Raw genomic sequence first — 20,426 nt, 5'->3', positions numbered from 1 at the left:
ACATCAGTTAGTAAACATGATGCACGAAAATATACTTAATAAAAAATTAAGATTCTCATACTAATTACTATTTCAATAACAGAACTAAATACTAGTAACAAGCTAGTTAAGATGTTCCCCTCGGTTACTACCAAAAAAAAGATAGAAAAAGAAAGCTATATGGCAATAAATCCTAAAAAACTTTACTTAAGTCGCAATTTAATTGATTTTTGTTTGTAAAACGTCTAATATTAGCTAATTTAGTTAAATACACTACTATTTGACTTTAAATACAATTACAATAATCAATATTATTGTTAAGTATTGTTAAATAATGATTTTGTTATTTTTAATAAACTTTATGTTAGCCTCATAAATCCTTCAAAACTTTATCTCATCTTTACAAAACCGAGTTGACATTTTGTTTTCTACCTGTTAGATTTGTACATAAATCCACTTAAGTACACGCAGGTAAGAAGTAAGTACTAATTAAATTTATCACTTAAGCGATTACTGAAAGGGTAAAACGAATTTTTTAAATATACATACAAGGACATAAAAGATAATGATGAACAATAATTTAGGAAAGTATTTGGCGGTAGGTTCTTTAGCCATCGGTGGTGCGTTTTTATCTGCTAACGCTGTTCAAGCAGCCGCATTAGTGGGAGAAGTGTCCGTTGGACCATTAACAAATGTCACGGGAATAACCGAAATTGGTGGAGTCTCTGGTTTTTCTGGGGGTGCTGGTGTTAGCCTACCATATATAGGGGTTGAGGCTCCTGATCCCAACACTAGTATCTTAAACCCATTAACTGGTTTTACTTTTAGTCCAGCATCTTCCTCTCCTTCTGGTTTTGGCTCTGCGACTCAAATATCTTTTGTACCCACTGGTAGTGATTTTAATCCATTTCTTAACGCAATTGGTTTAATTAGGGATATTGATTCAACTACTGCAACCAACTTTGCTCAAAAGGCACAAGGAACTCCTGGTTTTGAAGGCTTTTCTGTACCGGCCTTCTTACAAATATTTGACCAAACAAGTCCTGGAGTACATAATGATTTGTTGTACAGTTTCGACCTAGAGTCTATAGCTTTACCACAATATAGTACGCCAGATGGAAACCAAAACACCCCATCAACAGTAATTACTCTTGGTTTTAGCGGTATATTTAATAACGCAGCTGATGGCAGTCAGAGTGCTGGTACTTTTACAAGTACACTTATATTCAACAACAGTAGTCCAAATACAATAAGAGACAACATAAGAAATGCTGCTGGTGGCGGTTTATTCATTTCAAATTGGCAAGCTAATGCTAATGCTGCTACCGTTCCTGAACCCTCTGCCGTTGGTGGTTTGATGGTCTTTGGTCTTCTCGGCTCCGTAGTAGCATTGAAAAAAAGAAAAGAGAAAGTTTTAAACTAACAGAAAACAAAAACCCTCCTGACAAAGGAGGGCAAAGCGATCATCTATTCTGGAGAATAACGCCCCGGAGAAAGAATGTTATTAGGATCTAGGGTACTCTTTAACTGTCGAAGCAGTTGATTGTAACTATCTTCCCCTTTCGCCATGGTTTTCATGGAATGGATGCCCAAACGATAGGGGTAATAACCGCTACTGGTGAGTTTATCCATCAACTCGTCATAACATTCCAAAGCTCGTTGATCCTCTCCTTGTATGTCCCGATCATAACCAATGGAAATGACACAATCGAGTACCCTTTCCGTTAACAAGGTGATGGACTGCTGAGGCTCGAACCCGTATTTAAGTAGAGTTTCTCTTACTATCTGGTTAATTTTTGCCCCGTGCTTTCCTAACAAGGGAGCTACAGGGGCGCACCAGATTAAACCGCAACCATCCCTATCAGGATCCGGATTTTCTGGGATAGGTGTTCTTTTGCGCCAATAGGTACTAGCTAACTGGGTACTGGTAGGCACACCTTTCATTAGGCCATACACAGGGTGCATCAACTCTAGTAATTCTGGTAAATGGGAGCCTGTTATTTTTTGGAAGGGTTTGGCAATGCCATCGGCAATTTTTATGGTGCGATCATCCAAAAACTGGATTCGGCGAACTTTTCCTTTCAGGGCATTATTAATTAATCTTTTCGCTTCGGCAACTTGTTTTTTCGTTCCATAAATCCCCCCCGAACCATTCCACGCCCCAAAATCCCAATCCTTGGCAAACTGATTTAACACTTCATCAGGTAAAGGAGTAACGCCCTTGGCTTCCTCCCAAGGATATTGTCGCAAAGCACACAAAACCTTGTAATTGTTGCCGATATGCACCGCACTTTTGATGGTGCCATCTAGTCGGAGAGGACGTAAAGCATCTATTAAATCAGCTAGTTGATCATCCCTTTCTACACTAAAGAAAAACGCCTCAAAATACTCTGGGGCAGGCATTAACCAAAAAGTCATCTGCGTAACAATACCAAAGTTAGACTGGGTAAAAAGTCCATCTAAATAAGGACCTAATCCCCAACGATATACAGGGGCTGCTGTGGCGTTCTCAAACTTCCCAAATCCCGTATGAATAATTTCCCCCGTAGGTAGTACCACTTCCATGCCACAAACTTGGGCAAAATGATCACCGTAGGGAGTATGCCCAAATCCCCGTTCCATGGTATTCCCAATGAGACTACTTTCCACGGAAGAAGCGTTGCAGTCTAGCCAAAGATTAGATTTTTTTTCCTGTAAAAATTCGTATAGTTGTTTTTGAGTAACTCCAGGTTCAATGGTTACATAACCTAACTCCTCGTTAAAGTCGATGATTTTGTTCATCTTTTTCAATTCCATTAAGGCACAACCATCTCCCGTAGGTACTTTTGATCCATAGCCCCAATTTTTGCCAGTGCTAACAGGATAAATAGGAATTTTATGCTCATTTGCTATGTGTAAACATTTTTTTATTTCTTGACTATTACTAGGGCGTAATACAGCACAAATTTTATTGTCAGTTAAATATGTGGCGGTTTCTTTTTTTTCTAAAACTGTGTCGGTCGTGATAATATTTTCTTCACTTAAAATGCTTGTCCAAGAGGCGATCGCTTGTTTTTTATCCATAAAATTCTCCATTTAAAATATTAGTGCAATCATCCATTTTTATATTAGCTTGTATTCTTTGAAATAAATTATAAAGATAAATATCTTTGCTAATGTTATTAATTGCTTCGGAAGTATTTAATAGAAAAAGTCTTCTTTTTCCTTTAAACTCCATAATTTCTCCACAAAAATAAGAGTTCAAGCCATACAATTTTAACTGACGAGATAATCTTGGCTCCATAAGACTAATGGCATATTGCAAATTCAAATCAGAAACAATACTAGTCACAGCTAAATAAAGTGTGAGAGGAATAATTGATAGACTACGTCTAGTAAATTTATCTTCATACTGATTAAAATCACCAGAATAGATTTTTTGTTTTTGATCCCAATGGCGAAAATGACTAAGTACGGCTAAACGGGAAACTTCTCCAAAATAAGATCTAGGAATATAGTTAAAGTCAAGAAAGTGTTCATCACAAATGTGTTCAAAGGGAAATCGTTGCTGAAAACCATCTGAAGACAGTACCAAGCGCACACAACCAATGTAAATGTTTTTAGGTTTATACCTAAGTAATAAATGGATAGAACAGGAGTCATAAGCATCTTGTTCTAATTTATCAGGAAATTTACTTAGGGGTTCATAGTTTAATTCTTGGCAGTAAACTTGATAACGAATACGGAACACTTCTTCTCTCAGACGTGGTGTATTTGCAATGCAAATATCAAATTGTTGAGAACTATATATGAATCTATGATCTAATAATAGAGGTTGATTTGGCTTTATAGCTTTTATATTTAGACTCATACTAAGTTTACGGATTTATTGTTAAGCTGAACAAAACTGATAACAGATATTGTCTTTTATAGTAGCTTGTATTTTTTTAAATAAACAATAAATCTCCGTATTTTCACTGAAGCCATTCAAAACTTCTTGTCTTTCCAGGGTGTATGGACCTCTTTTACCATGAAAGTCAACAACAGTACCAATGGGACGAGCAATTAAGCCACTCATGCGTAAATGCCTAGCCAGTCGAGGTTCCATTAAGGTGACAGCATGACTAAGCCCCAAGTCCATGCCAAGGCTTGTGGCGGCTAAGTAAAGTCCTAAAGCGATTACGGAAGAACGTCGTCTTTGCTCTCTAATCTCTTCTTTACTTCTATTTTCAAAAACAATTAAACCACTGGGGGTATTTTGTTCCCCTGATCTTTTTCTAAATTGGGAGATTACTGCTAGTCGAGAAATCTCAGCAACATTTGTCCTCGATATATTTTCAAAATCAAAGGTATGGTTATGACAAATACTTTCAAAAGGAAAACGATGATCTATATCATTGGTATTAGATAAAACCAGACGTACACATCCTGCATAAATTCCCGTTGATTTATGTTGCAAAATACAATGAATAGAGCGATTATCGTAAGAATCTTTTTCCATAAAATCAGGAAAATTTTCTACGGGTTCATAGCCAAGTTCTTGACAATATACTTGATACCTAATTCTGAATACTTCTTCTCTTAATTCTTGGGTATTTGCTACAAATATATCAAAATACTTAAAAAAATGTTCTCCTAAGCCAATGCCGTCCATAATTTATTTTAGGTGATTAACATTTTTGATTATATCTTTTTTTCCGTACTAAGTAAGTATTTTTATTTTTTTTTCTGAGTAATAAATATTAATTTTGAATAAAAATAAGTGATAATACTTAATAAAAATAGATAAAGACTAGAAGAAATAATTTTTCACTCAAAGATAACAATAAAAAATTGTTTTATATGAAAAGTTGCATTAAGTTTTTGAATTTTAGGACAGTTTTTCATTCAATAAATTTGTAATGACATACCACTTCACATGTGCATTTTATGCACCATGATAAATTTTGAACGATCGCACTGAGTCCATTAGATAATAGAATGTAAATAGAAACAATCCCACACTAGACGAGGTTGGACATAACTTTTTAGCGCCCTTTTAACCTTTTCTAACCCTTCTACTATTTCTTTATTCCGTTGTTTATCCCAGTAAAGACATTGTAGATAGTCCGCTAACCATAGCTGAGTGTCTAATTCTAAACTTTCACTAATTTCCTTGGCGAGATGAAAACCCTCGATCGCCCCTAGGGGTAATTGTGATAACCTAGAAAGTAAATCTGATGGTATTTCTAACAGCTTAGTGCGATCGCCCATAGCCTTCCCTGGAGAGCCTTGAGCCAACGTTATCAACTGAGGATATTCCAACACATCCGCCGCATTTTGCCTCTGCAATACATAAGCCAAATCATCCTCACCCAGACGAGAAAAAGGAATCATCTGACAACGGGATACAAGGGTAGAAAGAATGGCATCCACACTGGGGGCTATTAAGATAATAGTAGCTCTACCAGGCTCCTCAAGGGTTTTTAATAAAGCATTCCCTGCCGATTCTGCCATCAATTCCGCATCCTCGATTACCACCACCGAGCGAGGCGCCTTGAGGGGAGGACGACCTAAAAACTCACTGATCGCCCTAATTTGCTCAATTCTGATTTGCGGAGCATTTTTTCTTTTTAAACCCTGCTCCTGAGCTTGTGAAACCGTAATCAGTTCACCTTTTTCGGTGTATGTGGGTTGTACCCAAAGGAAATCGGGATGGTTTCCTGCCTGTATTTTTTGCACCATGGCAGCATAGTCATCCTCGGGGCGAATCATCAACATTTCGGCAAAACACCTCGCCCCATATCCTTTACCCACTCCCTTCGCCCCTACAAACAAGTAAGCGGGGGCAATACGATTAATGGCGATCGCCCTTTCTAACAATTCTACAGCTAACGGTTGTCCAATTAATTTTGCAAGGGGCTTCATAAATAATTGAGAATTAATAGTTGATAATTGATAAGTAAGTGGGCATAATTAAATCGATTTAGGCAAGGGGTTTCAACCCCTTGTTCATAAGAGTCTTAATAAAATAAAAGCTATAATTAATTTCGCCAACCTACTTAATTAATTTAAAGTGAGAGGGTAATTTTGCAAATGATTATAAAATATTAACCATTGCCCATTCCCTATTCCCTATCCAAATGTCTTCACTCACAGAGTCTCTAAAAAAATACTTCGGTTATGACAGTTTTCGCCCAGGGCAAGAGAAAATAGTCCAAGATGCGATCGCCCATAAAGACCTTTTAGTTATCATGCCCACAGGGGGCGGAAAATCGCTCTGTTTTCAGCTTCCTGCCCTCTTGAAGCAGGGTTTAACCATCGTCATATCCCCCCTCATATCCCTGATGCAAGACCAAGTTACAGCCCTACAAGACAACGGCATCGGGGCAACCTATATCAACAGCACCCTCAATTATGAAGAAACGAGAATCCGTCAAAGGGACATTTTAGCAGGAAAAATCAAACTCCTTTACCTAGCCCCCGAAAGACTTGTTAGCGATACATTTCAACCCTTTTTAGAGACAGTAGTTCAAAAAATTGGTATCTCCGCCTTTGCCATGGACGAAGCCCATTGTATCTCGGAATGGGGTCATGATTTTCGCCAAGAATATCGTCAAATGAGATACCTGCGTAGTCAATTTCCCCGAGTGCCAATTATTGCCCTTACCGCTACCGCCACAGTTAGGGTACAACGGGATATAATTCAACAGCTAAACCTGCGTAATCCTCAAATTCATCGCTTCAGTTTTAACCGTCAAAACCTTTACTACGAAGTGCAACCAAAAGAAACCCGTGCCTATAGTCAACTACTCCATCTTATCCGTTCTCACCAAGGTTCTGGTATAGTTTATTGTATCAGTCGTAAAAGCACCGAAGAAATCGCCGAAAGACTCGCCAGGGATGGGGTTTCTGCCCTTCCTTACCATGCTGGATTAAGTGATAAAGTGCGATCGCAATATCAAACCCGCTTTATCCGAGACGATGTCCGCATCATGGTAGCTACTGTTGCCTTTGGTATGGGTATCAACAAACCCGATGTCCGTTTAGTAGTGCATTACGACTTACCCCGCAACATAGAAAGCTACTATCAAGAATCAGGCAGGGCAGGGAGAGACGGCGAAAAAGCCAGTTGTATTCTCTTATATAGCCGTGGTGATAAACAAAAAATAAACTACTTTATCAGACAAAAAACTAACCCCCAAGAGCAAAAAATTGCCTATGCCCAACTAGCCAAAGTAATCGAATATGCAGACACAAACTATTGTCGGCGCATCCCTCAACTAAGTTATTTTGGCGAAAAATTTAAAGGTAATTGTGGTAACTGTGATAACTGCCTAAATCCAAAACCTATAGAAGATTGGACTATCGAAGCCCAAAAATTTTTATCCTGTGTTTATCGTACTAATCAACGGTTTGGAACTAAACATATCATAGACGTTTTACGAGGTTCAAGGGATAAAAGAATTTATGAATATGGACACCATTTATTATCCACTTACGGTATAGGAAAAGATCATACCACCGATGAATGGAAAAATCTTGCCACCTCCCTCGTTTATCAAGGGTTAGTCAGACAAACTAGCGATGGATATAATATCCTTAAAATAAACGATCAGAGTAAGAAAATATTAAAAGGAGAAACAAAAGTATATGTTGCCGTTAAAGGCAAAGCCGAAAAAAAAGCATCCAGAGATTTAAACTCCCAAGCCGTGGAAGTAGAAATTTTGCTCAATCAACTCAAGACATTGCGTAAAAAATTGGCAGACTTAGAAAATATTGCCCCCTATGTCGTTTTTCACGATTCAACCCTCAAAGTAATGGCACAAATGCAACCCGACACCACCGCAAAATTTGCCCAACTTTCGGGGGTAAACGACTATAAACTAAATAAGTATGGCGATATATTTATCTCAGAAATTAGAACATTTATCCAGCAAAAACAATTACCTTTCCAACTGCCTACCAATACCCAAATGAAAACCCTACAACTATATCAACAAGGGTTAAGTATTGCTGACATCGCCAAAGAAAGGGGTTTATCTGTTACTAGCATTGTCTCCCATCTCAGTGAATTAATAGAATTGAATCAACCTGTCACCATTGATAATTTTGTTAAAACGGAGAAACAAAAGGTTATCCTAGATATTCTCAAGAAAGTAGGTAATCAGAAGTTAAAAGAAATTAAAGAACATTTACCTGATGAATATACTTATGATGAGATTAAATTGGTTAGGGCATGGTTTAAGAGAATTAATAATTGAGAATTGAGAGTGGATAATGAAACTTCAATCAATATTATGGTTTTTAAAGGTATTTTTCTCCCTTTTTTAAAAATGGGTTTAGATAGGTTATGACTTATATTAATTTTTTATAAAAAATAGAGTAATAAATAATAATCATATTAAATGGCTGATTACTCATATTTAAGCTCATCTCCTAGTTATTTAAATTGATCAATTATAATTGTTGAATATGGAAAATATATTATTAAATAGATACGAAATCATAAATCATCTAGGCACAGGGGGTTTTGGTGAGACTTATCTAGCCAAAGATTTACATAGCCCTACTCAAAAAAGAGTAGTGGTAAAATCCCTTAAGCCAATTCATGACAAAAATAGGTCTGAATTAATCGAAAAACTATTTTTAAAAGAAGCCTCTACCTTAGAAGAATTAGGAGAAAATTCTAAACAAATCCCTACCCTTTATGCTTACTTTCACCATGAAGATAGATATTATCTAGTACAAGAATATATACAAGGAAAAAGCCTTAATCAAATAGGTGTTATTTCTCCTGATAAGTGTAAAGAGATTTTACTTTCTTTTTTAGAAGTATTGAAATATATTCATAGTCAAAATATTATTCATCGAGACATCAAACCAGAAAATATCATCATCAGAGAAAAAGATAACCTGCCCGTGTTAATTGATTTTGGGGCAGTGAAGGAAAAAATGGGCAGTTTTACCACCGCTGATGGCTCTATTGTAAGCTCTGTAATCGTTGGTACAAGAGGCTTTATGGCACCTGAGCAGGGTTTAGGGCGTACGGTTTTTAGTTCCGATTTATTCGCTCTTGGGTTAACCATAATTTACTGTTTGACGGGGAAATCACCCATGGAGTTTACTTCTGATACCCTAACGGGGGAGTTACAATGGCAGGATTATATCCCTAATTTGGAGTCTGGTTTTCGAGAAATTTTGGAAAAAGCAACTAAAATCGATATTCCTAGTCGTTATGGTAATGCAGAGGAAATGTATCAGGATGTGTTGACTGTTATGGGGGAAGTTTCTTCCCTGTCGATGGCTATGGCATCCCCTATCATTGCCCCAACCCAGTTATCTTCTCCTTCTGATACGTTACTTAAAACTCAGGTGATAACTCCTCGAGTTGAGGATGATAATTTATCGGATTCTTCTTCTAGCAATTTTCTGATGGTTGTGATGTTTAGTATGGTAGTTTTTTTGGCTTTAATGGGAGGTTTTTTTCTTGCCCAACCTAGGCAGGATAATCAAGTCGTCGTCGAGGAGACAGAGGAAGAAGTTGAGGAGGAAAAAGATTCGCCTATGGATATGGAAAGGAAAAATACAGATACAAATCCAAGGGAGGAAGAAAACACCCCCATCAATCCTATTACGGAGGAAATTCCTGAAGAAGAAGAAATTGATGAAATAGAATCTCCCCCTGCGGAAATTAATCCTCCTGAAGAAATTAATCCTAATCCCCCCATAGAAGAAACTCCTCCGCCAGATACTACTCCTGTACTATCTGAACAAGAAGCAAAACAGACTTTACAATCATTGTACTCCTATTTGTCTGCAAAACAGTTTGAAAGTGCGATCGCCCTTTATTCTCCATCCATGCAAAGTCAATTTAGAGAGAGTTTTTTTGAAGAATTTGATAGGGTAACAGTGGAAGATTTAAGGATAACGTCTCAATCCTCCCAATCCATAACCCTTGTGGGTTATAACACCTATTATTATCCTGATGGTACAACTCAAAGAGAGCAAAGAAACTATACTGTAACTACCATGGATGGAGTGCCTCAAATTTCCTCTTCTCAATTTTTACAAGTTACAAAACCAAGATAATAACCTCAAATATTTTTATGGTTAAAATTCATTATCAAGAAAAATTTTGATGAATATATAGCAAGAAAGGAATCTATAAAAAAATTAACAAGTATTTTGAGAACAAATCCTTTAAACTTAATATATATCAAGTCGTATAGTGGGTACTTTTGCCATGGATATAACTTTCTCTTTTTCTTTTTGGAGTCAACTAAATAAATTAAATGCTCAAGAAAATAATTATTTATTAAATAAAATTAGAGAAACCATCACCGCAAATATCTCCCCAGACGACGTATCTTCCCATGTTACCCATGAGCAAAAAGTTATTATAAAAATTGATTTAACCGCAAATTATTCTCTTATTGGTGTATTCTTACCTTCTGCAAAAAATATTAAATTAATCGGCTTTTTATCTTCACAAACCATTAATTTAGAAAATTATTCCTATCATCACAAAACTATTAAAGTTACCTCAGAAATAAACCAAAAACTAGAAGAAAATATTATCGATACCATCGATTTCACTTTCAATTTGAGTAATTCTTTAATAGCTAATACAACCTCAGCCATAGATGACTTTTATTTAGATGATTTAAAACTTGATACATCCAAGTTTAATCCCGTAATCTTATCAAAACAACAAAAAGAATTTATAGAAAACAATCATAGTTTACCTATTTTTTTATCAGGAAATAAAGGGACAGGAAAAACAACTCTTTCCTTATACCATGCCCTACAAAAAACTAATGACTATCAACATGATGCTGAATGTAAGATTATTTATCTTACTAGCACCCAAAACGAACAAAAAAAATTAACAAACTTTGTTAAAAACCTAACCACCCACTCTTCTAAGCAATTACAAATAAAAGATTATCATTCTTTTACCAAAACACTTGCCTCCGAGAAAGAATTAAAAAGTAAAAATCAGTTTTTAGCCCAAAGACAAATTACAGAATACAAATTTAAAGAATATTTTTGTAAAGAGCAAACCATTGAATCCATTGACATTAATTTACTTTGGAAAGAAATACATCAATTAATAAAAGGTTCTAGCAAATCATTAAAGAATAGTCAAGGTTTAATTAGTTATAATGATTATTTAGCCCTTAAAAATCAGAGTTTATTTCCCCCAAATAGTAATTTTAATTATATTTACAAATATGCTAATAACTATCAACAATGGTTAGAAAATAACAATTATTGGGATCAAATTGATTTAGTACAATATATTTTAAAAAAATTGCCTGACAACTATTTAGGGGAATATAATGCAATTTATGTGGACGATGTACAAGAATTAAGTGAAATCGAAATTCAACTTATATTTGCATTGTTAAAAATAGATAATAAACAAGACTACATTCCTCAATTATTTATGACAGGAGAAGATTATTCCTCTTTAATTAGAGGTAGCTTTAATTGGGGTAGAGTCAAAAAAATTGCCATTGAAGAATATTTAAAATCCCCCCAATGGAAAACAATTCGTCCAGCCCTTGAGCCTAAGTATATAGATTGTAATTTTTGCACTAGCGATAAAATAAATAATCTTCTTAATTTTATTATGGCATTAGTTGTAAATAATCAAATGGATGAAGATGTTAGTTTTCAGAGTAATTCTTCTTGGTTAATAAATAATTTTAAACCTTTAGTTGTTTCAGGTGTAGAGGAAGAAATATTATCTCAGGGTAATCGATTGGGGGCGGCAAATGCCGTGGTAGTAAAAACTTTGGCAGAAAAGGAAAATTTGACTCGTTTATTTCCTCAAGATAGCGAAAGAGTTTTGATGGTAAATGAAATTAATAATTTGCAGTTTGATGGGGTTTTAGTATGGAATTTTTTTGAGGGTAAGGAAAATTTATCTCCTCAAGATTTGTTGGAAGATAAGGAATTTTATCAAGATTTATTTATTGCTCTCAATGGTGCGAAAAAACAACTATATTTTTATGATAAAAGTGATGTAGCTTTTTGGAATCACAGTGAATTGAATAATATTATTGAGTTGGGCTACCCTACAGAATTAGAGCCTTTTTTCTCGGAATATGAGGAAGATTATATTAATAAGACCATCGAAAATTATTTACAAATAGGTTCTTATAAATCTTATAAAATTTGTAGTCAAATTTATTTTCAAGCTAATGATATTTTAGGGGCGGCAAAAATTGAGGCTTTACTAGAAGAGGTAAAGGGAAATTGGGGTAGGGCAGGGGATATTTGGAATAAGTTACTTATTTTTGATGAGGCTATTCGTTGTTGGAATGAGGTTGATAGCAAGTTGTGGGAGGCGAAATGGGCTACTACTAAGCCAGAAAGTTGGAGTCAAAGGGGGTTATATTTTGAGCAGAAAAGAGATTTTGATTTGGCTAATTTTTGTTATGAAAAGGCCAATGATTTTGCTGGAAAGTTACGTTGTTTTGAGGCGAATGATGATTGGGAGTTGGCAGGGGATAAGTGTAGAGAGAAAAATTTGTTATCTCAGGCGGAAAGTTATTATGGGTTGGCGGATAAATATTATCAGGAAAAAAATCAATTTCAATCTGCTGTAAAAATGTGGACGAGGTTGGAAAGGTTGGATAAGGTTGCCCTTATTTGGGAGAATTTGGGGCAGTGGGAAAAGGCGGGAAATTGTTGGCAGAAACAGGGAGATATTCAACGGGCGGCGGATTGTTGGCAAAAGGCACAAAAATGGTCTGAGGCTCAAAAATGTTGGTTAGAGTTGGAAAAATGGGAAAATTTGGCTTTGTCTTACGAAACTCAGGGGCAGTGGGCATCGGCGGCGGAGGTTTGGCAAAAACAAGGAGGGTTACAAAGGGCTGCTTTTTGTTATCAAAATGCGAGTGAGTGGGCTTTGGCGGAGGGTTTATGGCGAGATTTACAGTGTTGGGGCTATGTGGCGATCGCACTTCAACAACAAAAAAAATGGTCAGAAGCGGCCTTGATGTGGGAAAAAACCAGCCCTTACGAATTACAAGCCCTCTGTTATGAAAAATTAGAAGAATGGGGTAAAGCCCAAAAATCATGGTTAAAAGCCAATAATTGGAGTAAAAGTATCCTCTGCATCGAAAAACAACAGAAATGGGAAGAAGCTGCCGAAAGTTGGGAAAATTTAGGGGCATGGGAATCCGCAGGAAAAGCATGGGAAAAAGCAGGGGAAATGGAAAAAGCTGCGTTATGCTATGAACAAGGAAACTACTGGCATCTGGCCGAAAAATGTTGGCGTATATTAGAAGATGAAAGTGCGATCGCCATTACCCTAGAAAAACAAGAAAAATGGGCATTAGCAGGAGAAATCTGGCAAGAATTAGCCCAATGGAAATCCGCAGGAAAAGCATGGGAAAAAGCAGAAGAAATACAAAAAGCCGCCCTCGTCTATGAAATGGGAAATCACTGGCGAGAAGCCGAAGAATGTTGGCGAATCCTCGGTAACGACACTAAAATCGAAGCTGCCGTCAAACAACAAGGCACATGGGAAATGGCCGCCCACGATTGGTTAAAATCAAATCAAATTGAACAAGCTGCCCTCTGTTACGAAAAATGCCAAGACTGGGAAAGGGCTGAAAAATACTGGTTTCAAGCCAATAATTACGAAAAATTAGCCGAAGTATGTGAGCAACAACAAAAATGGCAACAGGCCGCCGATGCCTATCTCAAAAATGATAACCCAGAAAAAGCCGCTCTATGTTACGAAAAATTAGGAGACTGGGAAAATGCCGCCCAATGTTGGCAAAAATCATGGAAATGGGAACAATTAGCCCGAGTTTGTGAACAACAAAAGAAATGGAAACAAGCCGCCGATGCTTGGGTAAAAGCCGACAACTTAGAAAAAGCCGTAACCTATTATGAAAAAATCCAAGACTGGGAAAATGCCGAAGAATGTTGGCGAAAACTCTCTAATTGGGAAAAACTAGCCCAAGTGTGTGAACATCAAGAGAAATGGGAAGAAGCCGCCCAACTATGGACATTTCTAAATAATTGGCAAAAAGCAGCCCTAGCCTGTTTAAAAATGGACGACATCCAAACTGCCATCAAATACTATGAAAAAGGCAACTACACCCAAGAAGCCAATCAACTTAGACAAAAACTATAATAGTTTTATTCCCATGACAAAAATCTGATAATGTCCCCCTTGCATAATAAATAACTGTAATTTATCCCTATTCTTTATTCCTTTACTCAACAACAATTCCCCCTCAAAAACCCCTCTAGCCATGAAAAAATCTGTTATTTTCCTAACCCTAATTCTCAGTATTTTCCCCTTTCCAGTGAAAGCAGAAAATATCGCCCATCTTAGTCAACTACTGCGTACAAAACAATGTCAAGAATGTGATTTAAGCCAAGCAGGTTTAGTCATGGCAAACCTTTCTGGGGCAAACCTCGTGGGGGCAAACCTCGTGGGGGCAAACCTCAGCCGTGCCAATTTGACAGGGGCAAACTTGAGTTATGCTAACCTCACAGGGGCTTCTCTCCATGGTGCTAACCTAGCAGGGGTAAACCTCACAGGTGCAATTTTAAATCAAACCGACTTAAGAAATGCAAGGGTTATCGGTGCAACCTTTGAAAATACTGACTTAAATAATGCCCAGATAGATGGTATCGTCGGAATATCAAATGATGCCTTTTCCGCAGAGCAATTTTTTAGTTGGGCTTTAGCAGAAGACCGTCAGGGAAACTATCCCCAAGCCCTAAACCATTATAATACAGCTATCGAACTAGATCCAAACATGGCATCGGCATATCTAGCCAGAGGAATTATTAGGGCTCGTTATGACCGTATGGATATAGCCCTAGAAGACTTTACTAAGGCTAAAACCATTTATACCAAAGAAAATAACGAAGAAGGGTTAACTCTTGCCAGTCAGTTTGTGGAGTTAAGTCAAGCCAAAATAGAAAATCCCCGTCAACCCCTAGGGCAAAATCAGGGTAGTCCTAGATTTGTTCAGGCGGTGGGTGGTATATTACCATTTGTATTTAGATTTTTTGGATTTTAGGTTCAATTAATATGTCTCTCGAGTTATGAATAATGCTATATTAATACTAAGTTCGCTCCGATATTGGGAGTAAATATCTTTGTTTATTAACACATTAATTAATAACAAATTTTCCGAACTTAAATACACTGATAATCTACCTAAAATAATCAAGAAAAATGAGTTTTTCAGGTTTAGCCAATCAATCCTTGGGTCATATTAATTGGCAAAAACTTGCGGAAAACTATCAACAACAAAATAGATATAAATTAGCTGAAAAGTCTTATATCTATCAAGCAAAAATCGAAAATACAGGAATACCCAAAATTCCTCACGAGTTAAACCTAAGAGACTATCAAAAACAGGCGGTTATTAATTGGTTAAACAATCAGGGTAGAGGTACATTGAAAATGGCCACAGGTAGCGGTAAAACCATCACAGCCCTTGCCGTTGTCACAGAACTTTATCAGCAAATAGGTTTACAAATTTTACTCGTAATATGTCCATTTCGTCACTTAGTATTACAATGGGCAAAAGAAGCTGAAAAATTTAATTTAATTCCTTTTCTTGCTTTTAATAGTATTAATAATTGGCATAGCGAACTATCAACAAAACTATATAATATTAATAGTTCAAAGATAAACTTTTTAACCATTATCACTACAAATTCTACTTTTATTAGTCAAGGATTTCAAACCCAGTTGCCCTTTTTTCCCGAAAAAACTTTAATCATTGGAGACGAAGCCCATAATTTAGGTAGTACGAAATTACAAAGCCTTTTGCCCAAAACCATTGGTTTAAGACTAGCCCTTTCTGCTACCCCCGAAAGGTACTATGATGAACATGGCACCGATGCCCTAATTAGTTACTTTGGGAAAGTATTACAACCAGAATTTACCCTTGGTGATGCCATCAAGAAAAAAGCCCTTGTTAGCTACAATTACTATCCTATCTTTGTAGAGTTAACAGAATTTGAAGCAAAAAGATATACCCAACTCACAAAAAAAATTGGTTGGGAATTGTCGAGGGATAATTCGCCCCATAACCGTCATCTTACAGCTTTATTAGTGAGACGATCGCGCTTAATTGGTACCGCAAAAAATAAATTAACCGCCCTCAAAGAATTAATGAAGGAAAGAATAAACACCCATAGCACCATTTTTTATTGTGGTGATGGAAAAGTAGAATATGAAGGAAAAACCGAGAGACAACTAGAAATTGTTACCCGCATTTTAGGTAAAGAAATAGGCTACCGAGTAAATATCTATAGTGCCAATACTCCCCTCACCGAAAGAGAAACCATTAAACAACAACTGGAAAACAAAGAATTACAAGGGATAGTCTCCATCCGTTGCCTAGACGAAGGTATCGATATACCCAGCATCAAAAATGCAGTCATCCTCGCCAGTAGTAGTAACCCCCGACAATTTATCCAAAGAAGAGGTAGGGTGTTGCGCCCCCATCACAGTAAAAAAGAAGCCAATATATTCGACATGATAGTTATTCCCCCAATCCTAGATAGAGAAACATGGGACATAGAAAAAAGCCTCCTCAAAAAAGAAATCAAAAGATTTATTGAATTTGCCAACCTAGCCAATAACGCCGACTATGCCAAAGAAAAACTATTCCACCTTCAAAATCACTTTGATGTATATTGAAAATAACCTTTAATCAAAAGCAATTCTTAACAGCCCCTTCTTTTTCACTTCTTTTCTTCTTTGCACCTTGGCGAGAAAAAAATCAATGTCACTTGCTACTCCAACCACCTATCAACTATGTCCTTACAAATTTTAGTCTCCGATGATGACTCAACTATTCAGCATTTAATCAAAGATTGCCTTGAGTTACAAGGTTACTCGGTAATTTTAGCTAATGATGGAGAGAAGGCTTTATCCTTGGCCATGAAATACCATCCTCACTTATTAATCTCAGACATCAAGATGCCCCATAAGGATGGTTATCAGTTGGTGCAAGAATTACGCAAACTTCCTCCTTTTCGTTTACTACCCGTTATTTTCCTTACTCATCAGCACACCATGGAAGCAAAAATTAATGGTTATCAGGCGGGGTGTGATGTGTATTTAGCCAAGCCTTTTGAGCCTATGGAATTAATTGCCATTGTAAAACATCTCCTGGAGCGATCGCAAGTTATCCAATCAGAAAGACTATTTACCGAGCATAACAACTCATCTATAGATAATAATAACAATTTCTTCTCTCTTCATCTCACCCACCGAGAAAAAGAAGTTTTAGCCTTGATTATTGAAGGACATTCTAATATACAAATCGCTCAACAACTATATCTTAGCCCCAAAACCATCGAAAAATATGTCGCTAATCTCCTCAAAAAAACAGACTCTCAAAATCGTACCGAATTAGTTTCCTTCGCCTTTAAAAATAACCTTACTCACTTTTAAAAACCCAAAAAAAAATCCCCCATCCATAGACAGGGGAAAAATTTTAGTTAGTTAATAAAGATTAACGTACACAACCTTGTAAAGTGTCAGCTTCAATAGGCTTAATGAAGTATAAACCAATAAACTGAGCGGCATTAGAAGCAAATAAAGGTATTTTGCGTAAAACCTTGATAGGTGCAATGGCGTTAGAATTATCAATCGCCCTTAGTTTTTCACAATTGCTAAAGCATTTTTCTAACTTGCCATAAAACTTGGGATTTTTAACATCAAGAGTGATGGGGAAAACTCTACCCGCAGTCTCGTTGGTTTTCTCGATAACAGTTTTGTCATACTCCCTAGCATCCAAGCCAATGGAAGCATAAAAACCAGAGCGATGTAAATCATTGAGATACATGGTGGCAAATACAGATAGCAAGAAGAAACGACACCATAGCTTCGCTTTCCAGTCATTAAGAAACTCAGGTTTAGCCTTTAAAACTGCATCAAAGAAATCTCCATGGCGGTTTTCATCTTGACACCAATTTTCAAAGAATTTGAAGATGGGATAGATGCGGCTTTCAGGATTTTGTTCTAGGTGACGATAAATAGTAATATAACGCCAGTAACCGATTTTTTCGGATAGATAGGTAGCGTAGAAAATAAACTTAGGTTTGAAGAAAGTATATTTACGACTCTTGGTTAAAAATCCTAAATCGAGGGATAAATTAAAATCAGTTAAGGCTTTGTTTAAGAAACCAGCATGACGGGCTTCGTCACGAGACATTAAGTTAAAACCTTCTGCCAAGAGAGGATTGGTATGTTTTAAACGTCTGCCTAACTCTTTGTATAGTAAAAATCCAGAGAATTCCGCAGTACAAGAGCGCTCTAAAAATTCTACAAATAAACGACGGGTTTCGCCATCAATATGCTCCCATGATTGCTCAAAGTCAGCATTACGCACAAAGTGATGACGGTTATAGTCTTGTTTAAACTCGGCTATGATAGCTCTTAACTCGTCTTCATTAACGCTGATGTCCATCTTAGCCATCTCGTCAAAATCTGTGGTGTAAAAACGAGGGGTTAAGATTGTTTCTTTAGCTGGGGTTTTTATTCCAGGGCGTAGCTCGTCAAATTCTGGTTTTTGAACTGTTGTTACCATAATTTTTTGATTGAGACAGTATTCTTGAATTTATATGTAATATTTTAATTCCTTCCTCAGTTTAACAGACCTAGGACTATATATTTTCGTTAAGTTTATTAATAGTTGTTACAAAAATATTAATTTTTCTATGGTTACTCTTGACGTTTATTAATTTTTGTTGGTAATAATTTATATTTTTACCATTAAACTAAACTTGTTTGATATAGGCGATCGCACTTAACCAAATGAGAGTTTTTTCGGTACCATCTTCCAATATACAAATACAGTTTTCATCTTGCCAAAGAATTTTGCCCTCGGTGCTTTGATTGGTAGTCAGTCCAATTTGAACATTAATTTTATCCTTTATAAAGACTTGAATTTGACGTACACTAGGAAGACCAGTATTAAATGTAGGCATCTTTTTTTATCTACTTGAGCGAAAAAATAATTATGCAGTTTAGCAAATATCACGGATTAGGTAATGACTTTATTTTGATCGATAATCGTCAATCTGATCAACCCCTCGTTACCCCCCAAGAAGCAGTACAAATGTGCGATCGCCATTTTGGTATCGGCGCCGATGGAGTCATTTTTGTATTACCCCCCCAAAACCATTGTGATTATACCATGATAATCTTTAACTCCGATGGTTCTGAGCCTGAGATGTGCGGTAACGGGATTCGTTGTTTTGCCCAGTTTGTGACGGAATTAGAAGGCAAGGAGGAAGTAGGAAAACAATACCCCATCCACACTTTAGCCGGTACCATTACCCCTACCATCAAGGGTGAGGGCATGATTCGGGTAGATATGGGTGAGCCTGAATTAAACCCGGCCAAAATCCCCACCACTTTAAACCAAGGGGGAGAAAAGGTTGTTAGCGAATCCTTAACCGTAGCAGACAAAGAATATCAAGTATCCTGTGTGAGTATGGGAAATCCCCACTGTCTTGTATTTGTAGATAAAGTGGCAGACGTTGAGTTAGAAAAAATTGGGCCTTTATTTGAAACTCACGAAGTTTTTCCTCAGAAAACCAATACGGAATTTATCGAAGTAGTACGCCCTGATTACCTCAAAATGAGGGTTTGGGAAAGGGGTGCAGGAATTACCCTCGCCTGTGGTACAGGGGCTTGTGCCACGGTGGTAGCGGGAGTTTTAAATGGTAAATGCGATCGCATTTGTACCGTAGAATTACCAGGAGGATGTTTAGAAATCGAATGGAATCAAGAAGATAACCATATTTATATGACAGGGCCTGCGGTTAAGGCATTTTCAGGCAATTTGTAACGATAGATTGTTGAAAAAAATGCTTCTGTTAAAGTAGAGAATTAATTACAGGGGAATGGCATTAACAATTAATATTTATTATCAGTTCTCCATTCTCAATTATCCATTAATCCTCTAGGGTTTTTCGGGCGCGGCGAATCAACTCCTCGGGGCTTAATTCTGCCACAAATTCTCGAAAAGCCTCCATTTCCTGCTCATCGGCTTCCCTATCTACAGGAATAGAAGCATCTAACACTACTTCTTCCATTACCCAGATGGGGCAACCTTCCCTCACCGCAATGGCAATGGCATCACTAGGACGACAATCGATATTTTTTTCTTTCTTGCCCATTTTTGTACATAGTAGAGCATAAAAAGTGTTATCCTCTAGGGCATTGATAACCACTCGGTCTAGTTTGACATTCCACACATGAAAGATATTTAACATCAAATCATGGGTAAGAGGGCGAGGGGTTGGTTGTTGTTCTAGGGCTGCAATGATTGACCTAGCTTGATCCTGTCCGATGTAGATAGGCAAAGCACGGCGCTCGGTAGCGTCTTTTAGTAGTACGATGGGGCTACGACTTACTGCATCAAGGGCGATCGCCGCTACTTTCATTTCAATCATTATATACTATCTCACTATAA

General features: G+C 36.9%; 15 protein-coding genes. 8 read left to right on the top strand and 7 right to left on the bottom strand.

What is annotated here, in order from left to right; all coding sequences use genetic code 11:
• Positions 1–544 precede the first annotated feature (544 nt).
• Complete coding sequence (locus A5482_RS08110) at positions 545–1,402, top strand: hypothetical protein (RefSeq protein ID WP_141712646.1); 858 nt, start codon at positions 545–547, stop codon at positions 1,400–1,402.
• Positions 1,403–1,446: 44 nt separating this feature from the next.
• Here the strand turns inward: A5482_RS08110 and A5482_RS08105 are convergent, their stop codons facing one another.
• The 4 genes from A5482_RS08105 to A5482_RS08090 form a co-directional block, all read right to left on the bottom strand.
• Positions 1,447–3,042, bottom strand: coding sequence for an FAD-binding oxidoreductase (locus A5482_RS08105; protein ID WP_069789818.1), 1,596 nt, complete (start codon positions 3,040–3,042; stop codon positions 1,447–1,449).
• Positions 3,035–3,829, bottom strand: a complete 795-nt coding sequence (locus A5482_RS08100) for a PEP-CTERM/exosortase system-associated acyltransferase (protein ID WP_069789799.1) — start codon at positions 3,827–3,829, stop codon at positions 3,035–3,037. Before A5482_RS08100 ends, A5482_RS08105 begins: the two co-directional genes overlap by 8 nt.
• A gap of 21 nt (positions 3,830–3,850) precedes the next feature.
• Entirely contained in the window at positions 3,851–4,612 is a 762-nt protein-coding gene (locus A5482_RS08095) for a PEP-CTERM/exosortase system-associated acyltransferase (protein ID WP_069789800.1), read from the bottom strand.
• Between the two features lie 314 nt (positions 4,613–4,926).
• Entirely contained in the window at positions 4,927–5,865 is a 939-nt protein-coding gene (locus A5482_RS08090; protein WP_069789801.1) for a DNA polymerase III subunit delta', read from the bottom strand.
• Between the two features lie 215 nt (positions 5,866–6,080).
• On the opposite strand from A5482_RS08090, the gene recQ reads away from it, so the two are divergent.
• The 6 genes from recQ (at position 6,081) to A5482_RS08060 (ending at position 17,395) form a co-directional block, all read left to right on the top strand.
• Entirely contained in the window at positions 6,081–8,201 is a 2,121-nt protein-coding gene (recQ, locus tag A5482_RS08085; protein WP_069789802.1) for a DNA helicase RecQ, read from the top strand.
• Between the two features lie 211 nt (positions 8,202–8,412).
• On the top strand, positions 8,413–10,029 hold the full coding sequence (locus A5482_RS08080; protein ID WP_069789803.1) for a serine/threonine-protein kinase: 1,617 nt from the start codon (positions 8,413–8,415) through the stop codon (positions 10,027–10,029).
• A 154-nt stretch (positions 10,030–10,183) separates the two neighbouring features.
• Positions 10,184–14,098, top strand: a complete 3,915-nt coding sequence (locus A5482_RS08075; protein ID WP_069789819.1) for a tetratricopeptide repeat protein — start codon at positions 10,184–10,186, stop codon at positions 14,096–14,098.
• A 121-nt stretch (positions 14,099–14,219) separates the two neighbouring features.
• The gene (locus A5482_RS08070; RefSeq protein ID WP_069789804.1) at positions 14,220–14,999 is read left to right on the top strand and encodes a pentapeptide repeat-containing protein; all 780 of its coding nucleotides are present in this window, start codon (positions 14,220–14,222) and stop codon (positions 14,997–14,999) included.
• 158 nt (positions 15,000–15,157) lie between these two features.
• Positions 15,158–16,636 (top strand): DNA phosphorothioation system restriction enzyme, encoded by a 1,479-nt coding sequence (locus A5482_RS08065; protein WP_069789805.1) that lies wholly within the window; start codon positions 15,158–15,160, stop codon positions 16,634–16,636.
• A 117-nt stretch (positions 16,637–16,753) separates the two neighbouring features.
• A complete protein-coding gene (locus A5482_RS08060) occupies positions 16,754–17,395 on the top strand; it encodes a response regulator transcription factor (RefSeq protein ID WP_069789806.1) in 642 nt (213 codons plus the stop codon).
• A gap of 61 nt (positions 17,396–17,456) precedes the next feature.
• Here A5482_RS08060 and acsF read toward each other — a convergent pair whose 3' ends face one another.
• Both acsF and A5482_RS08050 read right to left on the bottom strand, forming a co-directional pair.
• Entirely contained in the window at positions 17,457–18,533 is a 1,077-nt protein-coding gene (acsF, locus tag A5482_RS08055; RefSeq protein WP_069789807.1) for a magnesium-protoporphyrin IX monomethyl ester (oxidative) cyclase, read from the bottom strand.
• 190 nt (positions 18,534–18,723) lie between these two features.
• Entirely contained in the window at positions 18,724–18,933 is a 210-nt protein-coding gene (locus A5482_RS08050; RefSeq protein ID WP_069789808.1) for an Hfq-related RNA-binding protein, read from the bottom strand.
• A gap of 32 nt (positions 18,934–18,965) precedes the next feature.
• Between A5482_RS08050 and dapF the strand changes: the two genes are divergently transcribed.
• Positions 18,966–19,799 (top strand): diaminopimelate epimerase, encoded by an 834-nt coding sequence (gene dapF / locus A5482_RS08045; RefSeq protein WP_083260378.1) that lies wholly within the window; start codon positions 18,966–18,968, stop codon positions 19,797–19,799.
• Between the two features lie 106 nt (positions 19,800–19,905).
• Here the strand turns inward: dapF and A5482_RS08040 are convergent, their stop codons facing one another.
• Complete coding sequence (locus tag A5482_RS08040) at positions 19,906–20,406, bottom strand: bifunctional nuclease family protein (protein WP_069789809.1); 501 nt, start codon at positions 20,404–20,406, stop codon at positions 19,906–19,908.
• Between the last annotated feature and the right edge of the window lie 20 nt (positions 20,407–20,426).

It is taken from the genome of Cyanobacterium sp. IPPAS B-1200 (assembly GCF_001747005.2).
GTDB lineage: Bacteria > Cyanobacteriota > Cyanobacteriia > Cyanobacteriales > Cyanobacteriaceae > Cyanobacterium.
Note: the sequence above shows the minus strand (reverse complement) of the source record. Positions and strands in the feature narration are given on the sequence as shown.

Bases quoted from the DNA above. Each gene is read 5' to 3' on its own strand.
- A5482_RS08110 (WP_141712646.1), top strand. From the start codon at position 545: ATGATGAACAATAATTTAGGAAAGTATTTGGCGGTAGGTTCTTTAGCC.
- A5482_RS08105 (WP_069789818.1), bottom strand. From the start codon at position 3,042: ATGGATAAAAAACAAGCGATCGCCTCTTGGACAAGCATTTTAAGTGAA.
- A5482_RS08100 (WP_069789799.1), bottom strand. From the start codon at position 3,829: ATGAGTCTAAATATAAAAGCTATAAAGCCAAATCAACCTCTATTATTA.
- A5482_RS08095 (WP_069789800.1), bottom strand. From the start codon at position 4,612: ATGGACGGCATTGGCTTAGGAGAACATTTTTTTAAGTATTTTGATATA.
- A5482_RS08090 (WP_069789801.1), bottom strand. From the start codon at position 5,865: ATGAAGCCCCTTGCAAAATTAATTGGACAACCGTTAGCTGTAGAATTG.
- recQ (WP_069789802.1), top strand. From the start codon at position 6,081: ATGTCTTCACTCACAGAGTCTCTAAAAAAATACTTCGGTTATGACAGT.
- A5482_RS08080 (WP_069789803.1), top strand. From the start codon at position 8,413: ATGGAAAATATATTATTAAATAGATACGAAATCATAAATCATCTAGGC.
- A5482_RS08075 (WP_069789819.1), top strand. From the start codon at position 10,184: ATGGATATAACTTTCTCTTTTTCTTTTTGGAGTCAACTAAATAAATTA.
- A5482_RS08070 (WP_069789804.1), top strand. From the start codon at position 14,220: ATGAAAAAATCTGTTATTTTCCTAACCCTAATTCTCAGTATTTTCCCC.
- A5482_RS08065 (WP_069789805.1), top strand. From the start codon at position 15,158: ATGAGTTTTTCAGGTTTAGCCAATCAATCCTTGGGTCATATTAATTGG.
- A5482_RS08060 (WP_069789806.1), top strand. From the start codon at position 16,754: ATGTCCTTACAAATTTTAGTCTCCGATGATGACTCAACTATTCAGCAT.
- acsF (WP_069789807.1), bottom strand. From the start codon at position 18,533: ATGGTAACAACAGTTCAAAAACCAGAATTTGACGAGCTACGCCCTGGA.
- A5482_RS08050 (WP_069789808.1), bottom strand. From the start codon at position 18,933: ATGCCTACATTTAATACTGGTCTTCCTAGTGTACGTCAAATTCAAGTC.
- dapF (WP_083260378.1), top strand. From the start codon at position 18,966: ATGCAGTTTAGCAAATATCACGGATTAGGTAATGACTTTATTTTGATC.
- A5482_RS08040 (WP_069789809.1), bottom strand. From the start codon at position 20,406: ATGATTGAAATGAAAGTAGCGGCGATCGCCCTTGATGCAGTAAGTCGT.